This window comes from Staphylococcus agnetis, assembly GCF_011466855.1.
Classification (GTDB): Bacteria; Bacillota; Bacilli; order Staphylococcales; family Staphylococcaceae; genus Staphylococcus; species Staphylococcus agnetis.
The window spans coordinates 1,233,127-1,251,124 of record NZ_CP045927.1; the positions used below are offsets into that span (position 1 = coordinate 1,233,127).

The 17,998-nt window shown below is 35.6% G+C and carries 16 protein-coding genes and 1 other RNA gene; 2 read left to right on the top strand and 15 right to left on the bottom strand.

Annotated elements, in window-relative coordinates; translation table 11 throughout:
* Window positions 1–11: 11 nt before the first annotated feature.
* From recD2 to GJE18_RS06165, 4 genes are read right to left on the bottom strand one after another with little or no spacing between them, the layout of a single operon-like run.
* Entirely contained in the window at window positions 12–2,384 is a 2,373-nt protein-coding gene (gene recD2 / locus GJE18_RS06150) for an SF1B family DNA helicase RecD2 (protein ID WP_107368567.1), read from the bottom strand.
* A 3-nt stretch (window positions 2,385–2,387) separates the two neighbouring features.
* Complete coding sequence (locus tag GJE18_RS06155; protein ID WP_107368566.1) at window positions 2,388–3,062, bottom strand: tetratricopeptide repeat protein; 675 nt, start codon at window positions 3,060–3,062, stop codon at window positions 2,388–2,390.
* 38 nt (window positions 3,063–3,100) lie between these two features.
* Window positions 3,101–4,210: a tRNA 2-thiouridine(34) synthase MnmA gene (gene mnmA / locus GJE18_RS06160; protein ID WP_060551180.1), complete on the bottom strand. Its 1,110-nt coding sequence runs from the start codon at window positions 4,208–4,210 to the stop codon at window positions 3,101–3,103.
* Between the two features lie 2 nt (window positions 4,211–4,212).
* On the bottom strand, window positions 4,213–5,352 hold the full coding sequence (locus GJE18_RS06165) for a cysteine desulfurase family protein (protein ID WP_103345272.1): 1,140 nt from the start codon (window positions 5,350–5,352) through the stop codon (window positions 4,213–4,215).
* Between the two features lie 220 nt (window positions 5,353–5,572).
* Here GJE18_RS06165 and GJE18_RS06170 point away from each other — a divergent pair, with 220 nt between their 5' ends.
* Entirely contained in the window at window positions 5,573–6,583 is a 1,011-nt protein-coding gene (locus tag GJE18_RS06170; RefSeq protein WP_060551182.1) for an LLM class flavin-dependent oxidoreductase, read from the top strand.
* Window positions 6,584–6,634: 51 nt separating this feature from the next.
* On the opposite strand, the gene GJE18_RS06175 is transcribed toward GJE18_RS06170, so the two are convergent.
* From GJE18_RS06175 to cymR, 4 genes are all read right to left on the bottom strand, one after another.
* Window positions 6,635–6,799, bottom strand: a complete 165-nt coding sequence (locus tag GJE18_RS06175; protein WP_164671788.1) for a hypothetical protein — start codon at window positions 6,797–6,799, stop codon at window positions 6,635–6,637.
* Between the two features lie 85 nt (window positions 6,800–6,884).
* Window positions 6,885–7,070, bottom strand: coding sequence for a CsbD family protein (locus tag GJE18_RS06180; protein WP_107368565.1), 186 nt, complete (start codon window positions 7,068–7,070; stop codon window positions 6,885–6,887).
* Between the two features lie 66 nt (window positions 7,071–7,136).
* Window positions 7,137–7,967: an aldo/keto reductase gene (locus tag GJE18_RS06185; RefSeq protein WP_060551184.1), complete on the bottom strand. Its 831-nt coding sequence runs from the start codon at window positions 7,965–7,967 to the stop codon at window positions 7,137–7,139.
* Between the two features lie 74 nt (window positions 7,968–8,041).
* A complete protein-coding gene (gene cymR / locus GJE18_RS06190; protein WP_060551185.1) occupies window positions 8,042–8,461 on the bottom strand; it encodes a cysteine metabolism transcriptional regulator CymR in 420 nt (139 codons plus the stop codon).
* Between the two features lie 142 nt (window positions 8,462–8,603).
* Here cymR and GJE18_RS06195 point away from each other — a divergent pair, with 142 nt between their 5' ends.
* Window positions 8,604–9,860: a replication-associated recombination protein A gene (locus GJE18_RS06195; protein ID WP_107378664.1), complete on the top strand. Its 1,257-nt coding sequence runs from the start codon at window positions 8,604–8,606 to the stop codon at window positions 9,858–9,860.
* A 108-nt stretch (window positions 9,861–9,968) separates the two neighbouring features.
* Here GJE18_RS06195 and GJE18_RS06200 read toward each other — a convergent pair whose 3' ends face one another.
* The 7 genes from GJE18_RS06200 to GJE18_RS06230 all read right to left on the bottom strand — a co-directional run bounded on the left by GJE18_RS06200 (window position 9,969) and on the right by GJE18_RS06230 (window position 17,930).
* Window positions 9,969–10,736, bottom strand: a complete 768-nt coding sequence (locus GJE18_RS06200) for a tRNA threonylcarbamoyladenosine dehydratase (RefSeq protein ID WP_165886101.1) — start codon at window positions 10,734–10,736, stop codon at window positions 9,969–9,971.
* A gap of 62 nt (window positions 10,737–10,798) precedes the next feature.
* Window positions 10,799–10,990, bottom strand: a non-coding RNA gene (ssrS, locus tag GJE18_RS06205) — 6S RNA.
* Window positions 10,991–11,042: 52 nt separating this feature from the next.
* Window positions 11,043–12,809, bottom strand: a complete 1,767-nt coding sequence (gene aspS, locus GJE18_RS06210) for an aspartate--tRNA ligase (protein WP_060551188.1) — start codon at window positions 12,807–12,809, stop codon at window positions 11,043–11,045.
* On the bottom strand, window positions 12,809–14,080 hold the full coding sequence (gene hisS, locus GJE18_RS06215) for a histidine--tRNA ligase (RefSeq protein ID WP_060551189.1): 1,272 nt from the start codon (window positions 14,078–14,080) through the stop codon (window positions 12,809–12,811). Before hisS ends, aspS begins: the two co-directional genes overlap by 1 nt.
* A 324-nt stretch (window positions 14,081–14,404) precedes the next feature.
* Window positions 14,405–15,280 carry an N-acetylmuramoyl-L-alanine amidase family protein gene (locus GJE18_RS06220; protein WP_060551190.1) on the bottom strand — a complete coding sequence of 292 codons (876 nt, stop codon included), beginning with the start codon at window positions 15,278–15,280 and terminating at the stop codon, window positions 14,405–14,407.
* Window positions 15,277–15,729 carry a D-aminoacyl-tRNA deacylase gene (dtd, locus tag GJE18_RS06225; protein WP_107368632.1) on the bottom strand — a complete coding sequence of 151 codons (453 nt, stop codon included), beginning with the start codon at window positions 15,727–15,729 and terminating at the stop codon, window positions 15,277–15,279. Before dtd ends, GJE18_RS06220 begins: the two co-directional genes overlap by 4 nt.
* Window positions 15,730–15,740: 11 nt before the next feature.
* Entirely contained in the window at window positions 15,741–17,930 is a 2,190-nt protein-coding gene (locus tag GJE18_RS06230) for a RelA/SpoT family protein (RefSeq protein WP_037565469.1), read from the bottom strand.
* Window positions 17,931–17,998: the final 68 nt, after the last annotated feature.

Genomic DNA, 17,998 nt, shown 5'->3' on the forward strand with positions numbered 1-17,998 from the left:
TATTAAGCGTCTTAAACATTGTCAATTTCCATAAAATCGTATGGGCTTACATTTTGCATATTAATCATTGGATCAATGCTATACATTGTGTCTTCAGTTAATGAAATGACTTCACTCGATGTCTCTTCAGAATTAAAATATTGTTCTAAAAAGGATTGTTGCCGCGTGAGTCTCACTTGGCCTTCCGTTTTCAAACCAATATTGAAAGCATCTGAATCTCCTAAAAATACAAGTGATTGCTTTGCACGGGTTAATCCAGTATAAAGAATTGGCTTTTGAAGCATCCGAAAATATTGTTTAACTATCGGCATAATGACGATTGGAAATTCTGACCCTTGCGCTTTATGAATTGACGTACAATACGCATGTGTTAATTCTGTTAGATCCGATTTTAAATACGTAATCTCATTACCTTCGTAATCCACAATGACCACATCTTTGTTCAGTGCATTTTCCTTCGCCCAAAATATACCAACAATGACACCAATATCTCCATTAAAAATATTATCATTCGGTCGATTAACAAGTTGAAGTACTTTGTCACCTTTTCGGTACACAATATCTCCAAAGTGTATTGCTCTTGTATCATCGTTTTCAATTGGATTTAAAATATCTTGTAGGACTTTATTGAGCTTATGAATACCCGCATTCCCACGGTACATTGGTGCAAGTACTTGAATATCAGACATATCATAACCTTTACTCACGGCATTTGTTACGACTTTACGAACAACTTCTGGAATTTGATCAATATGACAAGGAATAAAGGATCGATCATGAAACCGCTCGGTAATGTCTACGTTTAAACCCGCCTTCATGTTATGAGCAAGTGCAATAATACTTGAACCATCTTGTTGGCGGTATACTTCTTTTAAATTAATGCGCTTTAATGATTTTGATGAGATTAAATCTTTAAATACTTGTCCTGGACCTACTGATGGTAATTGGTCCTCATCACCAACTAATACAACTTGTGCATCTTCAGGAACTGCTGCCATAAATTGATGAAATAGCCATGTATCCACCATTGACATTTCATCAATAATGATAAGCTTTGCATGAATTTCATTATCAAGAATATCTTCTGGCTTGGTATCTTGATTCCAACCTATCAAGCGATGAATCGTCATAGCCTCAAGACCCGTCGCATCATGTAGCCTTTTTGATGCACGACCAGTAGGTGCTGCGAGGACCACGGGGTAATCTTCATCTCCGTAATCGTCATAATTTAAAGAAATACCATGTAAGGCCGCATAGAGGTGTACAATCCCTTTGATTACTGTCGTTTTACCCGTCCCTGGACCACCAGTTAAAATCATCATTTTATTCTGCATTGCAGCTTCAAGTGCTTCTTTTTGTGCCTCAGCATAAGTCACGCCATTTGATTCTTCAATTTCACCAATATGTAATTGAATGTCTGATTGATCAAACGTATCCATAAATACTTGATTATGCATTAATTTATAGATATTTTGGCTACTTTTAAGTTCTGAATAATACAAACTTGGTATCGCGATATGATCATTATCATTAATCAACCGCTGCTCTTCTATAAGTTGACTAAGTACGTCTTCAAGCATCGTCTGATCAATTGCTGTTTCGTGTTGTTTAGTAAGTAAGGTAGAGGACTCAGTCATTAACGTATCTTTAGGTAAATACGTATGCCCCTGTTTAATACAGATTTCTTCTACAATGTATTGAATCCCTGCTTTAAGTCGATTTGGGTGTGTATACGAAATACCTACTAAACTTGCAAGTTGATCAGCTTTTTGAAAGCCTACGCCACGTATATCATATACGAGTTGATAGGGATTTTGATCAATAACGTTAATGGTCTCATCCTTATAAAATTTATAAATATCCATGGCCAATTTCACACCAAAACCAAGTTCGTTTAAGCGAATCATGATTTGTTCACTCGCTTGATTTTGAGACACTTGTTCTGCAATTTGCTGTTGCTTTGCTTTAGACAATTTCGGTACTTGTTCAAGAACTGATGCGTCATTTAAAATAGACTGAATTGCATTGTCACCTAATGTATCTACAATGGATTCTGCTGTTTTTTTACCCACACCTTTAAACAGGTCACTTGATAAATATTGAACAATAGAATCTCTCGTTTGAGGTATTTCTTTTTGAAACGTTTCTGCTTTTAATTGTTTGCCGTACCGAGGATGTTCTGCTACTTGACCTTTGAAAGTATATGTTTCGCCTTCAACGATATTTGGAAAATACCCAACAACTGTTGCCATTGTTTCAAAGTCTTCATTAGAATCTTCAACCTCTACTTTGAGGACCGTATAGTAATTATCACTATTTTGAAAAAGAATGACTTCGATATTCCCTTTGATATATGACTGTTCAAATAGTGTTGGGTTTTCCACGTGTTATACCTCCCCTTCAGATTTAATCATTTCAAATGTTTTTAATGCATGGTGACTTAATACATGATCATGAGCCATTTCAGTTGCTTTTTTGAACCCTTCAATGGCTTCATCAATGTCTTCATTTAACATATAATTTGCCAATGTAAGATTATATTTGGCATCTGCATGCTTGTTGTCTTTTTCAAGAATCGTCGACAATACAGAAATGGCTGGTTGAAACATTTCTAGCTCACATAATAATAATCCGTATTGAAATTGGACTTCTAAATCAGCAAAGTTTTCATCTAATTCAGCTGCTCTCATTAGAAAAGGCAAAGCTTGCTTTTTAGCATCCAACTGATAAAAAGACATGCCAATCATATAGTTTGTATCTTTATTATCTAATCCATTTTGTATCGCAGTTTGATATAATTTAATCGCCTCTTGGAAACGAGACTCATTATAATAAACATTTGCAAAGTTATAATAGATTGCGGCATTTTTAGGATTTAGTGTTAGGGCGCGTTGGAAGAATTTTTCTGCCTTTTCAATTTCTCCAGCTTCTGCCAATAAAATACCAGAATTGATATAGTTTTCAACTTGTTCTGGTTGAGCTTCTATATTATTAAAACAAGCTTCTAGTGCTTTATCATATAGTCCTTGTTGAATCAATTGGTGAATTTCAGTTTGTTCCATTTTAAACTCCTCTATGACGAAATATTAACTCAAAGATTTTAAACAATATAACTTAATTTGCCACTTTCTTTATACACATCATCAATCGTTGCGCCGCCAAGACATACATCTTGATCATAAAACACAACGGCTTGACCAGGTGTTATCGCTCTAACTGGTTCATCAAACGTCACACGGATTGTATCGTCATTTTCTTTCGTAACGGTTACACCAGTATCTTTTTGTCTGTATCTAAATTTCGCAGTACATGTTAAAGGGGTAGAAAGGTCAATGTCATTTACAAATGAGACATCTGATGCAATTAAATAATCGCTATAAAGTGCTTCATGATGGAATCCTTGTTCAACGTATAATATATTGTCTTCTAAATTTTTACCGACTACAAACCATGGGTCACCATCGCCACCAATACCTAAGCCATGACGTTGACCAATCGTATAGTACATGAGTCCAGAGTGTTTACCTTTTAGTTCACCATTTAGCGTGCGCATTTCGCCAGATTGTGCTGGTAAATATTGAGATAAGAATGTTTTAAAATTACGTTCACCAATAAAGCAAATACCTGTAGAATCTTTCTTCTTAGCGGTTGCTAAATTTTGAGCTTCTGCAATTTCTCGTACTTTCGCTTTTTCGATATCACCTATAGGAAACATTACTTTTTCCAATTGAGTATGCGTTAATTGATTTAAAAAATATGTTTGGTCTTTATTGCTGTCGACCCCACGTAACATTTCAACGCGTCCGTTATGGCGTCTAACACGTGCATAGTGCCCGGTTGCCACGTAATCCGCCCCTAATTTTAAAGCATGCTCTAAAAAGGCTTTAAATTTAATCTCTTTATTACACATGACATCTGGATTTGGTGTACGGCCCTTTTTATATTCATCTAAAAAGTATGTGAATACTTTATCCCAATATTCCTTTTCAAAGTTAACAGCATAATACGGGATACCTATTTGGTTACATACTTCAATCACATCATTATAATCTTCTGTAGCTGTACAGACGCCATTTTCATCCGTATCATCCCAATTTTTCATAAAGATGCCGATTACATCATAACCTTGTTCTTTGAGTAAATGAGCTGTAACTGAACTGTCTACACCTCCAGACATGCCCACAACAACACGTGTGTTTTGATTTGTCAAAGTTATTCCTCCTTAAACTTTAAATATATTTTTTGAATTTCAGCAACTATTGTTTTAATATCACGTTCGGTTACATTTTCATTCAAACTAATGCGAATAGAGCGCGTAACGCGTTCTTGTTCACCATACATTGCAGATAAGACGTGTGATGGAATCGTTGATCCGGCAGTACATGCTGAACCTGACGAAACATAAATTTGTGCCATATCTAATAGCGTTAGCAATGTTTCAACATCTATAAATGGAAAATATAAATTAATAATATGGTTCGAGCTATCAATCATTGAACCGTTATATTCAAATGGTATGGCACGCTCTTGTAAACTGACAAGTAGCAATTCTTTTAAACGAGTAATGTGAATCTGGTTGTCATCACGATGTGCTTCAGCTAATTTTAAGGCAGTTGTTAAGCCGACAATCTGAGGAACGTTTTCAGTACCAGCACGTCGTCTCGTTTCTTGTTCACCGCCTTGTTGATGATATTGAATACGCGTACCATTTTTCACGTATAAAACACCTACGCCTTTTGGACCACCGAATTTATGAGCTGTTAAACTTAAAGCGTCTACCTTTAAATCTTTGACATCCACAGGTAAATGACCGATGGCTTGAACAGCATCCATATGGAAAAATGCTGAATGTGAATTTAGAATATCTTGAATGTCATAAATATGCTGAACTGTTCCTACTTCATTGTTGACAAACATGATTGACACAAGTGTCGTATCAGGTCGCAAAGCTTGTTTGAATTGGTCTAAATCAATTAAACCATCCTCATCGACATTTAAGTATGTTACTTCAAATCCTTGCGTTTCTAAGAATTCAAATACATGCAGTACTGAATGATGTTCAATCTTAGTCGTAATTAAATGTCTACCTTTGGATTGATTCGCCATCGCAATACCTTTAATTGCTGTATTATTAGACTCAGTCGCACCACTCGTGAATATAATTTCGTTCGTATTTGCATTTAATATTTGCGCAACTTGTCGTCTTGATTCATCTAAGAAGCGTCGCGCATCACGACCTTGTGCGTGGATAGATGAGGGATTCCCATAATGTGTTTCGTAAATTTTAGTCATGGATTCTATGACTTCAGGCTTTACTGGCGTTGTCGCAGCATAATCAGCATATACACCCATTATTCGTCCGTCCTTTCTTATTTTCAATGTTCCTATTTTAGCACTTGACACTTAAAATTTCTAGTCGCTAGTTTATAAAGTATAGTAACAATATATTAATTAATTTAAGCATATCATTCTATGGATAAAACGTGAACGCATAAAGGATTTTATTATCATAAGCATATTCATATTTGTATGAATCGTCGTTTGATATAGTAATGAGGAAGGAAGTGTTAATATGTCAAATCACATTCATTACTCTGCATTAAATTTAGTTCCAATTCGCGAAGGATCTAATGAAAAAGAAGCAATTGCTCAAATGACAGCATTGGCGCAACACTTAGAAACATTGAACTATGGAAGATATTGGATTGCTGAGCATCATAATGCACCTAATTTAGTTAGTTCGGCCACTGCCCTATTGATTCAACATTGTTTAAGCCAGACGCGCCATCTGCGTATAGGTTCAGGTGGCATTATGTTACCGAATCATGCACCTTTAATAGTTGCTGAACAATTTGGTACGTTAAATGTTTTATATGGTGATCGTGTAGATTTAGGGCTGGGTCGTGCACCTGGTACAGATATGGCAACTGCGAGTGCGCTACGTCGTGACCAACATGATGGCGTGTATCAATTTCCTGAGGAAGTCCAACAACTATTACAATACTTCGGTTCTGAAACCAATCAAGGATATGTTAAAGCCATCCCAGCAGTTAATAAACAAGTACCTTTGTATATTCTAGGGTCGTCTACTGATTCTGCTCATGTTGCCGCCCGACAAGGTTTGCCCTATGTATTTGCTGGTCATTTTGCTCCTCAACAAATGAAGGAAGCACTGGCTATCTATAGAGAATTATTTGAACCATCACAATATTTATCCGAACCCTACATTATCGTGTGTCTTAACGCTATTTTAGCTGATTCAAATGAGGAGGCAAATTACTTAGCAACTACACAAGCACAAGTCTTTGCGAGTATATTGAATGGACGTATGCAAAAAATGCAACCACCTGTACAAGACTTGACTCAAATATTATCACCGCGTATCATCGCATTAGCTGAACAACGCATCGCAGGGTCATTAGTTGGTGACAAAACAACAGTCAAAGAAAAAATTAAAGACTTTATCACACACTATGGTGCAATTAATGAAATCATGACAGTAAGTTATATTTATGACACTACTTTACAACACCGTTCTTATCAATATTTTAAGGAAGTTATGGATGAAATCAATCATTCCTAACGTAATGACACAAAAAAGCAATGGATCTAAAAGACCCATTGCTTTTTACATTTATTTATTATCGCCAGAAAATTTGTTAAATGCGTCTTTAGCTTTGTCAGCTAAGCCGCCTTTATCGTCATTGTTGTCGTTATTTTCACCATTTTGTTTATCTTGATACTTGTCATAAGCGTCTTTAGCTTTATCTAAATATTCTTCGCCTTGTTTTTTATCCATTATGGATACCTCCTTGTTCAAGATATTATATGAATACCCTTACGAGTGAATGTTAAACATGCAACAATATTCGAGATTAAAACGGTTATTGTTTGAATTTATCAATTGCAACGTTCACTGAGTTTTTAGCATCTTCTGTTTTTTCTTTAGCTTTACCTGCCACTTTATCTTGCTTACCTTCATTTTCAAGTGATTCATTATTTGTCGCTTTGCCAACTGACTCTTTAATTGAGCCTTTAGTTTGGTCAATTTTACCTTTATCTAATGACATATATATCCCTCCAATTAATTGAGATAATATAATCATTCCACAAACCACATTTATTTAAACCCGGTGTTAGAATTCTTCATAAATCGAGGGATCTTGTCCTTTTCGTCTTCCATCAATTTTTGATAATTGGTTAATCAATGTCATGTCCGCGTCAGAAATATTAAAATCAAATATTTGAAGATTTTCAAGTTGTCTAGCATGCGATGTTGCTTTTGGAATTGGCATTATGCCTCTTTGTATATGCCATCTTAAAATAATTTGTACAACTGATTTAGTGTATTTATGAGCTAATTCTTGCAAAATAGGTTCCTTTAATAAGCCATTATCTCGACCGATAGGACTCCATGCTTGAATTAAGATTTGATTTTCTTCATGATATGAAAACATCGCTTCTTGGTTGAAATAAGGATGCAACTCTATTTGATTTAGCACGGGTAGAACACCTGTAGCTTGTTTTAAAGTTTCTATATATTCCGGTAAAAAATTACACACACCTATTGAACGAATTAAACCCGCTTTTTTTGCAGCAATCATCGCTTTCCATGCTTCAACATATAAGCCTTGTTTAGGATTGGGCCAGTGAATTAAATAAATATCAATATAGTCTACGCCTAAGCGATAAAGGCTTTCTTCAATGGTTTGAAACACATCATCATATGCTTGGTAACGACCTGGCAATTTAGAAATAATTGTAATGTCTTCTCTTGCAACTTTACTTTGAGCAATTGCCTTGCCCACAGCACCTTCATTTTCATAGTTATAAGCTGTATCAAGCACTCGATATCCCACTTTGAGTGCGTTTTGGATAGCATGTACCCCTTCAACTCCGTTTAGTTTATACGTACCAAATCCTACTTGTGGGATTATATGACCGTCATTAAATGTGTATGTATACATTCTTTAACCTCCTAAAAAAATACAACAATGATTGCACGACGAACCGTGTCATTGTTGTAAAATTATTGTTCAAATTAAATATAAAACATATATCCTTCTAGATAATCTTTTTCCTGATATTCAGCTAATGATTGTAGCGTTGTTTGATCTAATACATCTTTTACAGCATCTCGCATACGTAACCATAATTGTTGCTGTGCAGGCGATTCAGATTCCATACGTTCAACGATTGTAATTGGACCTTCTAAAAGACGTATAATGTCTCCTGCAGTAATTTCATCCGCTGGCATTTTTAATTCGTATCCGCCTTTAGCGCCGCGCACACTACGAATTAATCCTGCATTGCGTAATGGACCAACGAGTTGCTCTAAATACAAATCGCTTAATTGATTTTCTTCTGCTATTGTCTTAAGTGAGACACATCCCGTACCTTGACGTTTTGCTAATGCAATCATCAAAGTAAGCCCATATCTACCTTTTGTTGAAATTTTCATATTATAACCTCACATTATTGATAAACGATTTACTTACAATTTATCGTTATTTATATTAGTATAATACTATTGCAAAAAGAGTACAAATAAGAGCCAAAGGTTTAAAAAATTTGTATGGCTATTTTAGACATGGAGGGTAACTATGAACACTGAACCGTTAGCATCTCGTATGAGACCTAAAACGATAGACGATGTTATTGGACAAAGTCACTTGGTTGGTCCGAATGGCATTATTCGACGTATGGTTAACGCCAAACGATTGTCTTCAATGATTTTTTACGGACCTCCAGGTATTGGTAAAACCAGTATTGCTCAGGCAATCGCTGGTAGTACGGCATATAAATTTCGCCAATTAAACGCCGTGACACATACAAAAAAAGATATGCAAATGATTGTTGATGAAGCTAAAATGTCGGGACAAGTTATTTTGTTACTAGATGAAATTCATCGCTTGGATAAAGCAAAACAAGATTTTTTATTACCACATTTAGAAAACGGTAAAATCGTACTGATAGGTGCGACAACTTCTAACCCTTACCATGCTATCAATCCAGCGATTCGTTCACGTGCACAAATATTCGAGCTGTATCCTTTAGATACGAATGATATTAAAAAAGCTTTGACCTTCGCACTTGAAGATGAGGAACGTGGTCTGAAAACGCACAATGTGCAAATGAATGATGACGCTTTTGAATATTTCGCTACTCAAAGTCAAGGTGATGTCCGTAGTGCTTTAAATGCTTTAGAATTAGCAGTTTTAAGTGATACTGAAACGCCCCCTCACATTACACTTAAAGATGCGGAAGATTGCTTACAACGCGGAGCATTTTTAAGTGACAAAGATGGAGATATGCATTATGACGTGATGAGTGCCTTTCAAAAATCTATACGTGGAAGTGATGTAGATGCAGCATTACATTATTTGGCACGCTTAATTCAAGCTGGTGATTTACCAACAATTGCTAGACGGTTATTAGTAATTAGTTACGAAGATATCAGCTTGGCATCGCCTGCAGCTGGTCAACGTACGCTTGCTGCAATTGAAGCGGCAGAACGACTCGGATTCCCTGAAGCAAGAATCCCTTTAAGCCAAGCGGTGATTGAACTTTGTTTATCTCCAAAATCTAACACCGCTATTCAATCTATTGATGCTGCATTATCTGATGTTCGAAAAGGTCATGTTGGACAAATCCCAAATCATTTAAAAGATGGTCACTATCAAGGTGCTAAAGATTTAGGTCATGCCATTGGTTATAAGTACCCTCATAATTATGAAAATGGTTATGTAAAACAACAATATTTACCTGATTTACTAAAACGTAAGCAATACTATCAACCGAAAACAACTTCTAAATCAGAACAACAGTTTAAAGCCATTTATGATAATTTAAAAAAGTAAATATAAAATAAGCCTTCAATAATCATCTTTTATGGCTATTGAAGGCTTATTTTATATGAATGTTGTAAGTGGTTTTGACCTTTATCTATTTTATAGAACGCGTTAGGTCTATTTATCTTTTATTCGCGTCAAAGGAATGTCACGCGTAATATCATTACAAACGTAACTCGCTAAAATCAAACCAACCACACTTGGCACAAATGCATTAGATGATGGTGGCATTTGCGCTTTACGGTTTTTTCCATTTGCATCGCCGACTACAGCTTTCACATCTTCACGAATTACAATTGGACTTTCATCAGAAAATACAACGGGAATGCCTTTATAAATCCCTTTACGTTTTAACTGATTTCGGATTACACGAGCAATTGGATCTGTATGTGTTTTCGAAATATCCGTAATTTGGAAACGTGTCGGATCAATTTTATTCGCCGCCCCCATACTAGAGATGATTTTAATCCCTCTGTTCAGACATTGTTCCATAAGGTGTACTTTGTAAATAATAGTGTCGCTTGCATCAACAATATAATCAATTTGATAATCATTAAATAATTGTTCATACTTTTCTTCAGTATAAAACATGTGCAAGGATGTTACGGTACATTTCGGGTTGATAAGTTTGATTCGTTCTTCCATTAATCTTACTTTACTTTGACCAATGGTAGACGTTAATGCATGTAATTGACGGTTAACATTCGTTATATCTACATCATCTTTATCAATCAAGATGATATGTCCAATATTTGTACGCGCAAGTGCTTCTGCCGCAAAGGAACCTACGCCTCCTACACCTAAAACAGCAACGGTTGTATTTTCTAGTAATTTTAATCCTTCTTGTCCGATAGCTAATTCATTTCTCGAAAATTGATGCTTCATAATGAACTCCTTTAATCTGTTTGAACGCATAAAAATACGCAAGACATACGTCTTGCGTACCGATAGAATCCGTCATGCCGTAGTTTAAAGTGCTTGATCATTTTGGCCTGCTATATACAGGTGGGTGTCCTGTTTCTTGTTTTGCACGTCCTCCTTTAGAGGCGTGTGCGCTGCAAGAAAACCCATTGGACTCCCTGATCAAAGAGTGTTAGGTCAAAATACATAAAGCGAACTTACGTACACTACAGACGACTATCTTATGCATTCATCATACCACATATCATGTATTTGGCAAGTGATATGAATTTAATGTTTAATACGTAAAGATAATTCATCTAATTGTTTCGATGAAACCTCACTTGGTGCATTTGTTAATAAATCTGTAGCTGATGCCGTTTTAGGGAATGCAATCGTATCGCGTAAGTTAGATGCACCAGTCAGTAACATCACTAAGCGGTCAAGACCAAGTGCGATACCACCATGAGGCGGTGCACCGTATTTAAATGCATCTAATAAGAAACCAAACTGTTCTTGTGCACTCTCTTCAGTAAAGCCAAGTGCTTTAAACATTATAGATTGTATATCGCCATCATGAATACGAATCGATCCGCCACCAAGTTCAAAACCATTCAGTACAATATCATAAGCTTGTGCTTGTGCTGTTTCTGGTGCAGTCTCTAATTTGTCTACATCTTGAGATTGCGGAGCAGTAAATGGATGATGTGCCGCTACATAACGATTTGTCTCTTCATCGTATTCTAATAATGGCCAATCCGTAACCCATAAGAAATTGAATTGATTTGGATCAAGTAAGTTTAATTCTTTTGCTAATTTGACACGCAATGCACCTAAACTTTGTGCCACTACGTCTTTAGCATCTGCAACAAACAATACAAGATCACCAGCTTGAGCAGCAGTGAGTTCACGTAATTTTTCAACATGGTCTGCTTCAAAAAATCTTGCAATAGGTCCATTTAAGCCGTCTTCAACAACTTTAACCCATGCTAAACCTTTAGCACCATAAATGTTAACAAATTCAGTTAAACCATCGATATCTTTACGTGTATATTTGTCGGCGCCTTGTTCCACAACTATTGCTTTCACTTGTCCGCCATTTTCAACCGCACTTGTAAAAACTTTGAAGTCCATCATGCTACCAAGTTGAGATACATCGATGAGCTCCATGCCAAATCTTGTGTCTGGTTTATCCGAACCATAACGTTCCATCGCTTCGGCATAAGTCATACGTGGAAAGGCTTCGTCAATAGTAATCCCTTTTACATCTTTCATGACAGCTTTTAACATTTGTTCTCCAAGTTGCATCACGTCTTCTTGTTCAACAAAACTCATCTCAATATCAACTTGTGTAAATTCAGGTTGACGGTCAGCACGTAAATCTTCATCTCGAAAACATTTAACAATTTGGTAGTATTTATCAAAACCACTCATCATTAATAATTGTTTGAATAATTGTGGTGATTGCGGTAATGCATAAAATTCACCCTCATGAACACGAGATGGGACAAGATAATCTCTAGCTCCTTCTGGTGTTGATTTTGTTAATACAGGTGTTTCAATATCATAAAATCCTGCATCATCTAAATAGCGGCGAATGGCTTGCGTTGTTTGATGACGTAATTTGAAAGTACGTGCAAATTCCTCACGACGTAAATCTAAATAACGGTATTTTAATCGAATATTCTCATCAACATTTACATTTTCATCATTAATTGAGAATGGGGGTGTTTCAGATTTATTGATAATTTGAATATGGGATGCTTGTACTTCCACTTGACCCGTTTTGATTTTAGGGTTTATGGTATCAGCATCTCTTTTAGTTACAGTTCCTTTAATTTCAACTACATATTCTGAGCGAATGCGTTCTGCAACTTCTAACGCTTCTTTAGAGAAATCAGGATTAAATACAACTTGTACAATCCCCTCTCTATCACGCACATCAACAAAAATGAGTCCGCCAAGGTCTCGACGGTTATGTACCCATCCTTTCAATGTAACTTCTTGACCTAAATATGATTCTGTTATGAATCCACAATAAGTAGTACGTGGTGTCATTATGCTTTTCCTCCATTTATAAATTGTGCAATTTCATTTAATTTAATCGTATGACTTTCTCCCGTAGCCATGTGTTTGATTGCAACTTCATTTGTCGCAAGTTCTTGATCCCCGAGTACAATGGTATACGTTGCATTTAATCTATCAGCTTGCTTCATTTGACCCTTTAACTTGCGTGATAAATAATCTTTGTCAACGCGAATATTTTCGTGTCGTAAATCGTTTAATAATTTCACTGCATAGTCATCAGCATCGTTGCCCATTGTAGCGATGAACAAATCTAAATGTGACGTATGGGGAAGTTCAATTCCTTCTTCTTCAAGTGCCATAAGAAGACGCTCAATACTCAATGCAAAGCCAATACCAGTTTGATTTGGACCACCTAAAAGTTCTAACAAACCATTGTAGCGTCCACCGCCACATAATGTTGTAATTGCGCCTTTATAGTCTTCATTATCTATCATTAATTCAAAAGCTGTATGCGTGTAATAGTCTAAACCACGAACAAGATTTGGATCAACGACATATGGTATGCCTAGGCGATCTAAATGTGCTTTTACCGCATCAAAATATGATTTTGAATAATCATTTAAATAATCTGTAATGGATGGTGCTGTCTTCATTTCTGGTTTATCTTTATCGACTTTGCAATCTAAAATACGCATTGGATTCGTTTCAATACGGTTTTGACAATCTTGACAATACGTATGAATCACCGGTTTGAAATGCGCTCTTAATGCCTCTTGATATTCTACACGTGATTCTGCATCACCAACACTATTGATGACAAGTTTTAAATGTTTTAAACCAAAAGACTGGTAAATGTGCATCACCATTGCTAGAACTTCAGCATCAATACTAGGATTTTCAGCACCAATAGCTTCTATACCAAATTGGTTAAATTGACGATAACGTCCTTTTTGCTTTCTTTCATAACGAAACATTGGACCGTTATAATAAAGCTTAACTGGCTGATTCGCTAGACCTTGCATTTTATTTTCAATGTAACTTCTTACAGTTGCTGCTGTCCCCTCTGGACGTAATGTAATACTACGGTCGCCTTTATCTTTAAACGTGTACATTTCTTTTTGTACAACATCTGTTGAATCACCAACACCTCTAGCAAATAAATCCGTACTTTCAAATATTGGTGTTCGAATCTCTTGGTAATTGTACACTTCCATTAATTGATGTAACTTTGATTCAATATAACGCCATTTAGGCGATTCTTCAGGTAATATGTCTTGTGTTCCACGAGGAATATTAATCATCAGTCCATCCTCCTTATTTTTTTAAATAAAAAAGCCCCTTGCATGCGTAACCACATACAAGGGACGTACTTTAGCCGTGTTGCCACCCTAATTTAAGTACATGAAGACCATGTACTCACTCAATAGCTCATAACGTAAGCAAGACGGCTTTATTTTCATAAAGCACCTCTTCTTGTGTTCAAATGAATGCAAACAAGGTTTATATTTCAGCCACGTATAAACTCTCTATAACAAGTTAAATACATTCAATTTCAAGAATACAATCGGTTTTATTTATCAAATTCAGTAATTATCATACATGTTTTTATTGAGGTTTTCAAGATATTAACTTAAAAAATAATTTTTAAGGCCTTCCACTAAAGCATTTTCAACCACTTGGCGATGATTGTTATCTTTTATCATCACTTCATCAGTAGGATTACTAATGTAGCCAAGTTCAAGAAGTACAGCAGGCATATCGGTTTGTCTCAAAACTTGAAAATTTTCTTGACGTACACCTCGATTTGAAAGCATGCCCTTTTTTTGAATACTTGCATTCAGAGTTTGTGCCAACATTTCTTGTTGTTCATGATACCAGTATACGGTAGCGCCATTTGCTTTGTTCGACTCTAAAGCATCATTATGTATACTAATAAAAGCGTCACCAGTGGCTTTTCGGTCTTTTAACCGTACGTACGTATCATCACTACGTGTTAATTTAACTTTAGCGCCCTCTTTTTCAAGTTTATCTTTTAATTCTAGACTCGTTTTTAAAGTCATATCTTTTTCAAGGGTATTTTTACCCGTCTGACTTGATGCCCCTTGATCATTGCCACCATGACCAGGATCAATAACAATGACTTTTCCTTTCAATGGACGTGCATGTGGGTTCTCATCCTCTTTAATATCTAAATTGGTATGCCAACCTGCAATCCATCCTTTTTGTGAATCATCATATGATGTGACTTCTAACCATTTACCTTCTTTACCAATCACTTTAAATGCTTCACCTTCGCGACTATTAAATAAAACAGGGTAACTCGCATTGGGACCTGTGCGAATTTGTGCATCTTCAATCAGATAGATTTTATCATCAGCATTATCTTTGATTGCATTAATCACTACAAGGAGTATAAAAACTAGTGAGATAATGATGGCACCAAAATAAAAGCGCTTAGGTTCTATATTTTTTGAACGTAACCATTTCTCAAAATATTTCATATTATTTTGCCGTTTTCACTTTCATAAATAATGGTAACAGGACCATCATTTTGAATATCGATGGTCATATCAGTACCAAATTCGCCAGTCACAACATCGAACCCATATGATGCTAAAGCGCGATTAAACACTTCATATATTTCATTTGCTTCATTTGGTACTTTTGCTTTAGTAAAACTTGGTCGATTTCCCTTTTTAACGTCGGCAAATAAAGTGAATTGAGAAATTGAAAGTATTTCGCCTTTGACTTGTTGTATATTTAAATTAAGTTTACCTTCTGTATCTTCAAATAATCGAGCATTGATAATTTTTTTAGCTAAAATTTCGGCATCAGCATGAGTAGAATGTTCCCCAACACCAACCAACAAACAATAGCCTTTTTCAATAGTGCGATGAATATTCGAGTTTCGAACACCCGCCGATTTCACTCTTTGAACTACAATTTTCATTTATGGCACTCCTAATTCCAAACTCGTGTTACAGTATAAATGTCACCGAGCTGTTTTATTTTATCAGCTACTTTATATACTTCATGTACATTTTTTACCATAATACTTAAATTAATGACAGCATTTTTATCTACATCAGAACGACCAGCTACTTTAACGAGATGACTCGACGTACTATTCACGGCTTGTAATACTTCATTAAGTAATCCATTACGATCATAGGCCGTTACTTCTAAGTCTACTTGATATTTTTGTGAAGCATCTTTAGACTTAACCCACTCTACATCAATTAAACGTTCTGCTTCGTTTTGTATATTTGGACAATCGGTACGATGAACTTTAATGCCATGTCCTTTTGTAATATATCCAACAATTTTATCTCCAGGAATTGGATTACAACATTTAGATAATTTGATTAACACATTATCTAAACCTTCGACATACACACCTGAATCGGTTGTAATATGATCTTTAATAGGCACTGATTTTGTGACTGATTGTGCCTGGTTTAGTGCTTTTTGTTTATTCTCAATACGTATACGTTCTGTGAGTTTATTAACAATTTGATTTGATGTAACGCCACCAAAACCAACTGCAGCAAACAAGTCATCTTCGTTGGCAAAGTTATATTTGTCATTGACAATTTTAATATTCCGCTCGGTTAAAACTTCCTCGACTTTGAAGCCTTGTTCTTTAATTTCAGCTTCAATCATAAATTTACCTTTTTCAATATTAGACGAACGATCTTGCTTTTTGAAAAAGCTTTTAATCTTACTTTTCGCACTAGAAGATCTGACAATTTTTAACCAATCTCTACTAGGACCATACGAATGTTTACTTGTACGAATTTCGACAATATCACCTGTTTGTAATACGTAATCGATGGGTACAATTTTACCATTTACTTTAGCACCTATCATCTTATTGCCCACTTCACTATGAATGGCATACGCAAAATCTATTGGCACTGCACCATAAGGTAACTCTATAACATCACTTGCAGGTGTAAATGCGTACACTTTATCGCTTTGTAAATCAAACTTCAGGGATTCGATAAACTCTTGCGCGTCAGAGGAGGTGTGGTCTTGTTCTGCTATATCTTTCAGCCAGTTTAATTTCTTATGATACGTTTCACTATCTTTATCTACTTTTTTACCCTCTTTATACGCCCAGTGAGCAGCAACACCGTGTTCTGCAATTTCATGCATTTCAAATGTTCTAATTTGAATTTCTAACGGATCACCATTGGGACCGACAACTGTCGTATGCAATGATTGGTACATATTTTGTTTTGGCATCGCTATATAGTCTTTAAATCGTCCCGGCATAGGTTTCCATAACGTGTGAACTAGACCTAAAACCGCATAACAATCTTTAATAGATGAAACAATCACTCGAACAGCTAATAAATCAAATATTTGATCAAATTGCTTCTTTTGTTTCATCATTTTACGATAAATGCTATAAATGTGTTTTGGTCGGCCACTAATATCGCCTTCAATTTGCATCAGATTCATTTCTTTACGAATATTTTCTATCGCATTTTCAATATAGGCTTCTCGTTCACTTCGCTTTTTTTTCATTAAATTTACAATTCTAAAATATTGAACGTTGTCGATATATCTTAATGCAATGTCTTCAAGTTCCCATTTAATTGTATTAATACCTAATCTATGTGCAAGTGGTGCATAGATTTCTAGCGTTTCTTTTGAAATGCGTATTTGTTTTTCTCGTGGCATGGCTCTTAATGTACGCATATTATGTAATCTGTCGGCTAACTTCACCAATATAACACGGACATCTTTCGCAATGGCTATAAATAATTTCCGATGATTTTCAGCCTGTTGCTCTTCTTTTGAACGGTATTTCACTTTTTTTAACTTCGTAACACCATCAACGATTGTCGCTACTTCAACATTAAACATTTCGACTACATCGTCAAAGGTATAAGGCGTATCTTCAATCACATCATGTAAAAAACCTGCTACAATCGTAGGGCCATCTAAACGCATTTCGGTTAATATGCCTGCAACTTGAATGGGATGCATGATATAAGGTAATCCATTTTTACGAAATTGACCTTCATGTGCTTTATATGCAATTTGATAGCTTTTCAAAACATATTCATATTCTTTTTGATCTAAATACGTTTTCGCTTTATGTAATACTTCGTCAGCACTATATGGATATTCGTTATTCATAAAGGGCACCCCCATCTTCTAAATAATACTTCTATCATACTACATGATTATCAAGAAATGAACTGTAT

What these genes read in the sequence shown, in the direction of transcription:
- GJE18_RS06200 (WP_165886101.1), bottom strand. Translation starts at nt 10,736, where the DNA reads ATGAAGCATCAATTTTCGAGAAATGAATTAGCTATCGGACAAGAAGGA.
- GJE18_RS06175 (WP_164671788.1), bottom strand. Translation starts at nt 6,799, where the DNA reads ATGGATAAAAAACAAGGCGAAGAATATTTAGATAAAGCTAAAGACGCT.
- GJE18_RS06170 (WP_060551182.1), top strand. Translation starts at nt 5,573, where the DNA reads ATGTCAAATCACATTCATTACTCTGCATTAAATTTAGTTCCAATTCGC.
- GJE18_RS06195 (WP_107378664.1), top strand. Translation starts at nt 8,604, where the DNA reads ATGAACACTGAACCGTTAGCATCTCGTATGAGACCTAAAACGATAGAC.
- GJE18_RS06165 (WP_103345272.1), bottom strand. Translation starts at nt 5,352, where the DNA reads ATGGGTGTATATGCTGATTATGCTGCGACAACGCCAGTAAAGCCTGAA.
- GJE18_RS06220 (WP_060551190.1), bottom strand. Translation starts at nt 15,280, where the DNA reads ATGAAATATTTTGAGAAATGGTTACGTTCAAAAAATATAGAACCTAAG.
- hisS (WP_060551189.1), bottom strand. Translation starts at nt 14,080, where the DNA reads ATGATTAATATTCCTCGTGGAACACAAGACATATTACCTGAAGAATCG.
- aspS (WP_060551188.1), bottom strand. Translation starts at nt 12,809, where the DNA reads ATGACACCACGTACTACTTATTGTGGATTCATAACAGAATCATATTTA.
- GJE18_RS06180 (WP_107368565.1), bottom strand. Translation starts at nt 7,070, where the DNA reads ATGTCATTAGATAAAGGTAAAATTGACCAAACTAAAGGCTCAATTAAA.
- GJE18_RS06230 (WP_037565469.1), bottom strand. Translation starts at nt 17,930, where the DNA reads ATGAATAACGAATATCCATATAGTGCTGACGAAGTATTACATAAAGCG.
- GJE18_RS06185 (WP_060551184.1), bottom strand. Translation starts at nt 7,967, where the DNA reads ATGTATACATACACATTTAATGACGGTCATATAATCCCACAAGTAGGA.
- GJE18_RS06155 (WP_107368566.1), bottom strand. Translation starts at nt 3,062, where the DNA reads ATGGAACAAACTGAAATTCACCAATTGATTCAACAAGGACTATATGAT.
- cymR (WP_060551185.1), bottom strand. Translation starts at nt 8,461, where the DNA reads ATGAAAATTTCAACAAAAGGTAGATATGGGCTTACTTTGATGATTGCA.
- dtd (WP_107368632.1), bottom strand. Translation starts at nt 15,729, where the DNA reads ATGAAAATTGTAGTTCAAAGAGTGAAATCGGCGGGTGTTCGAAACTCG.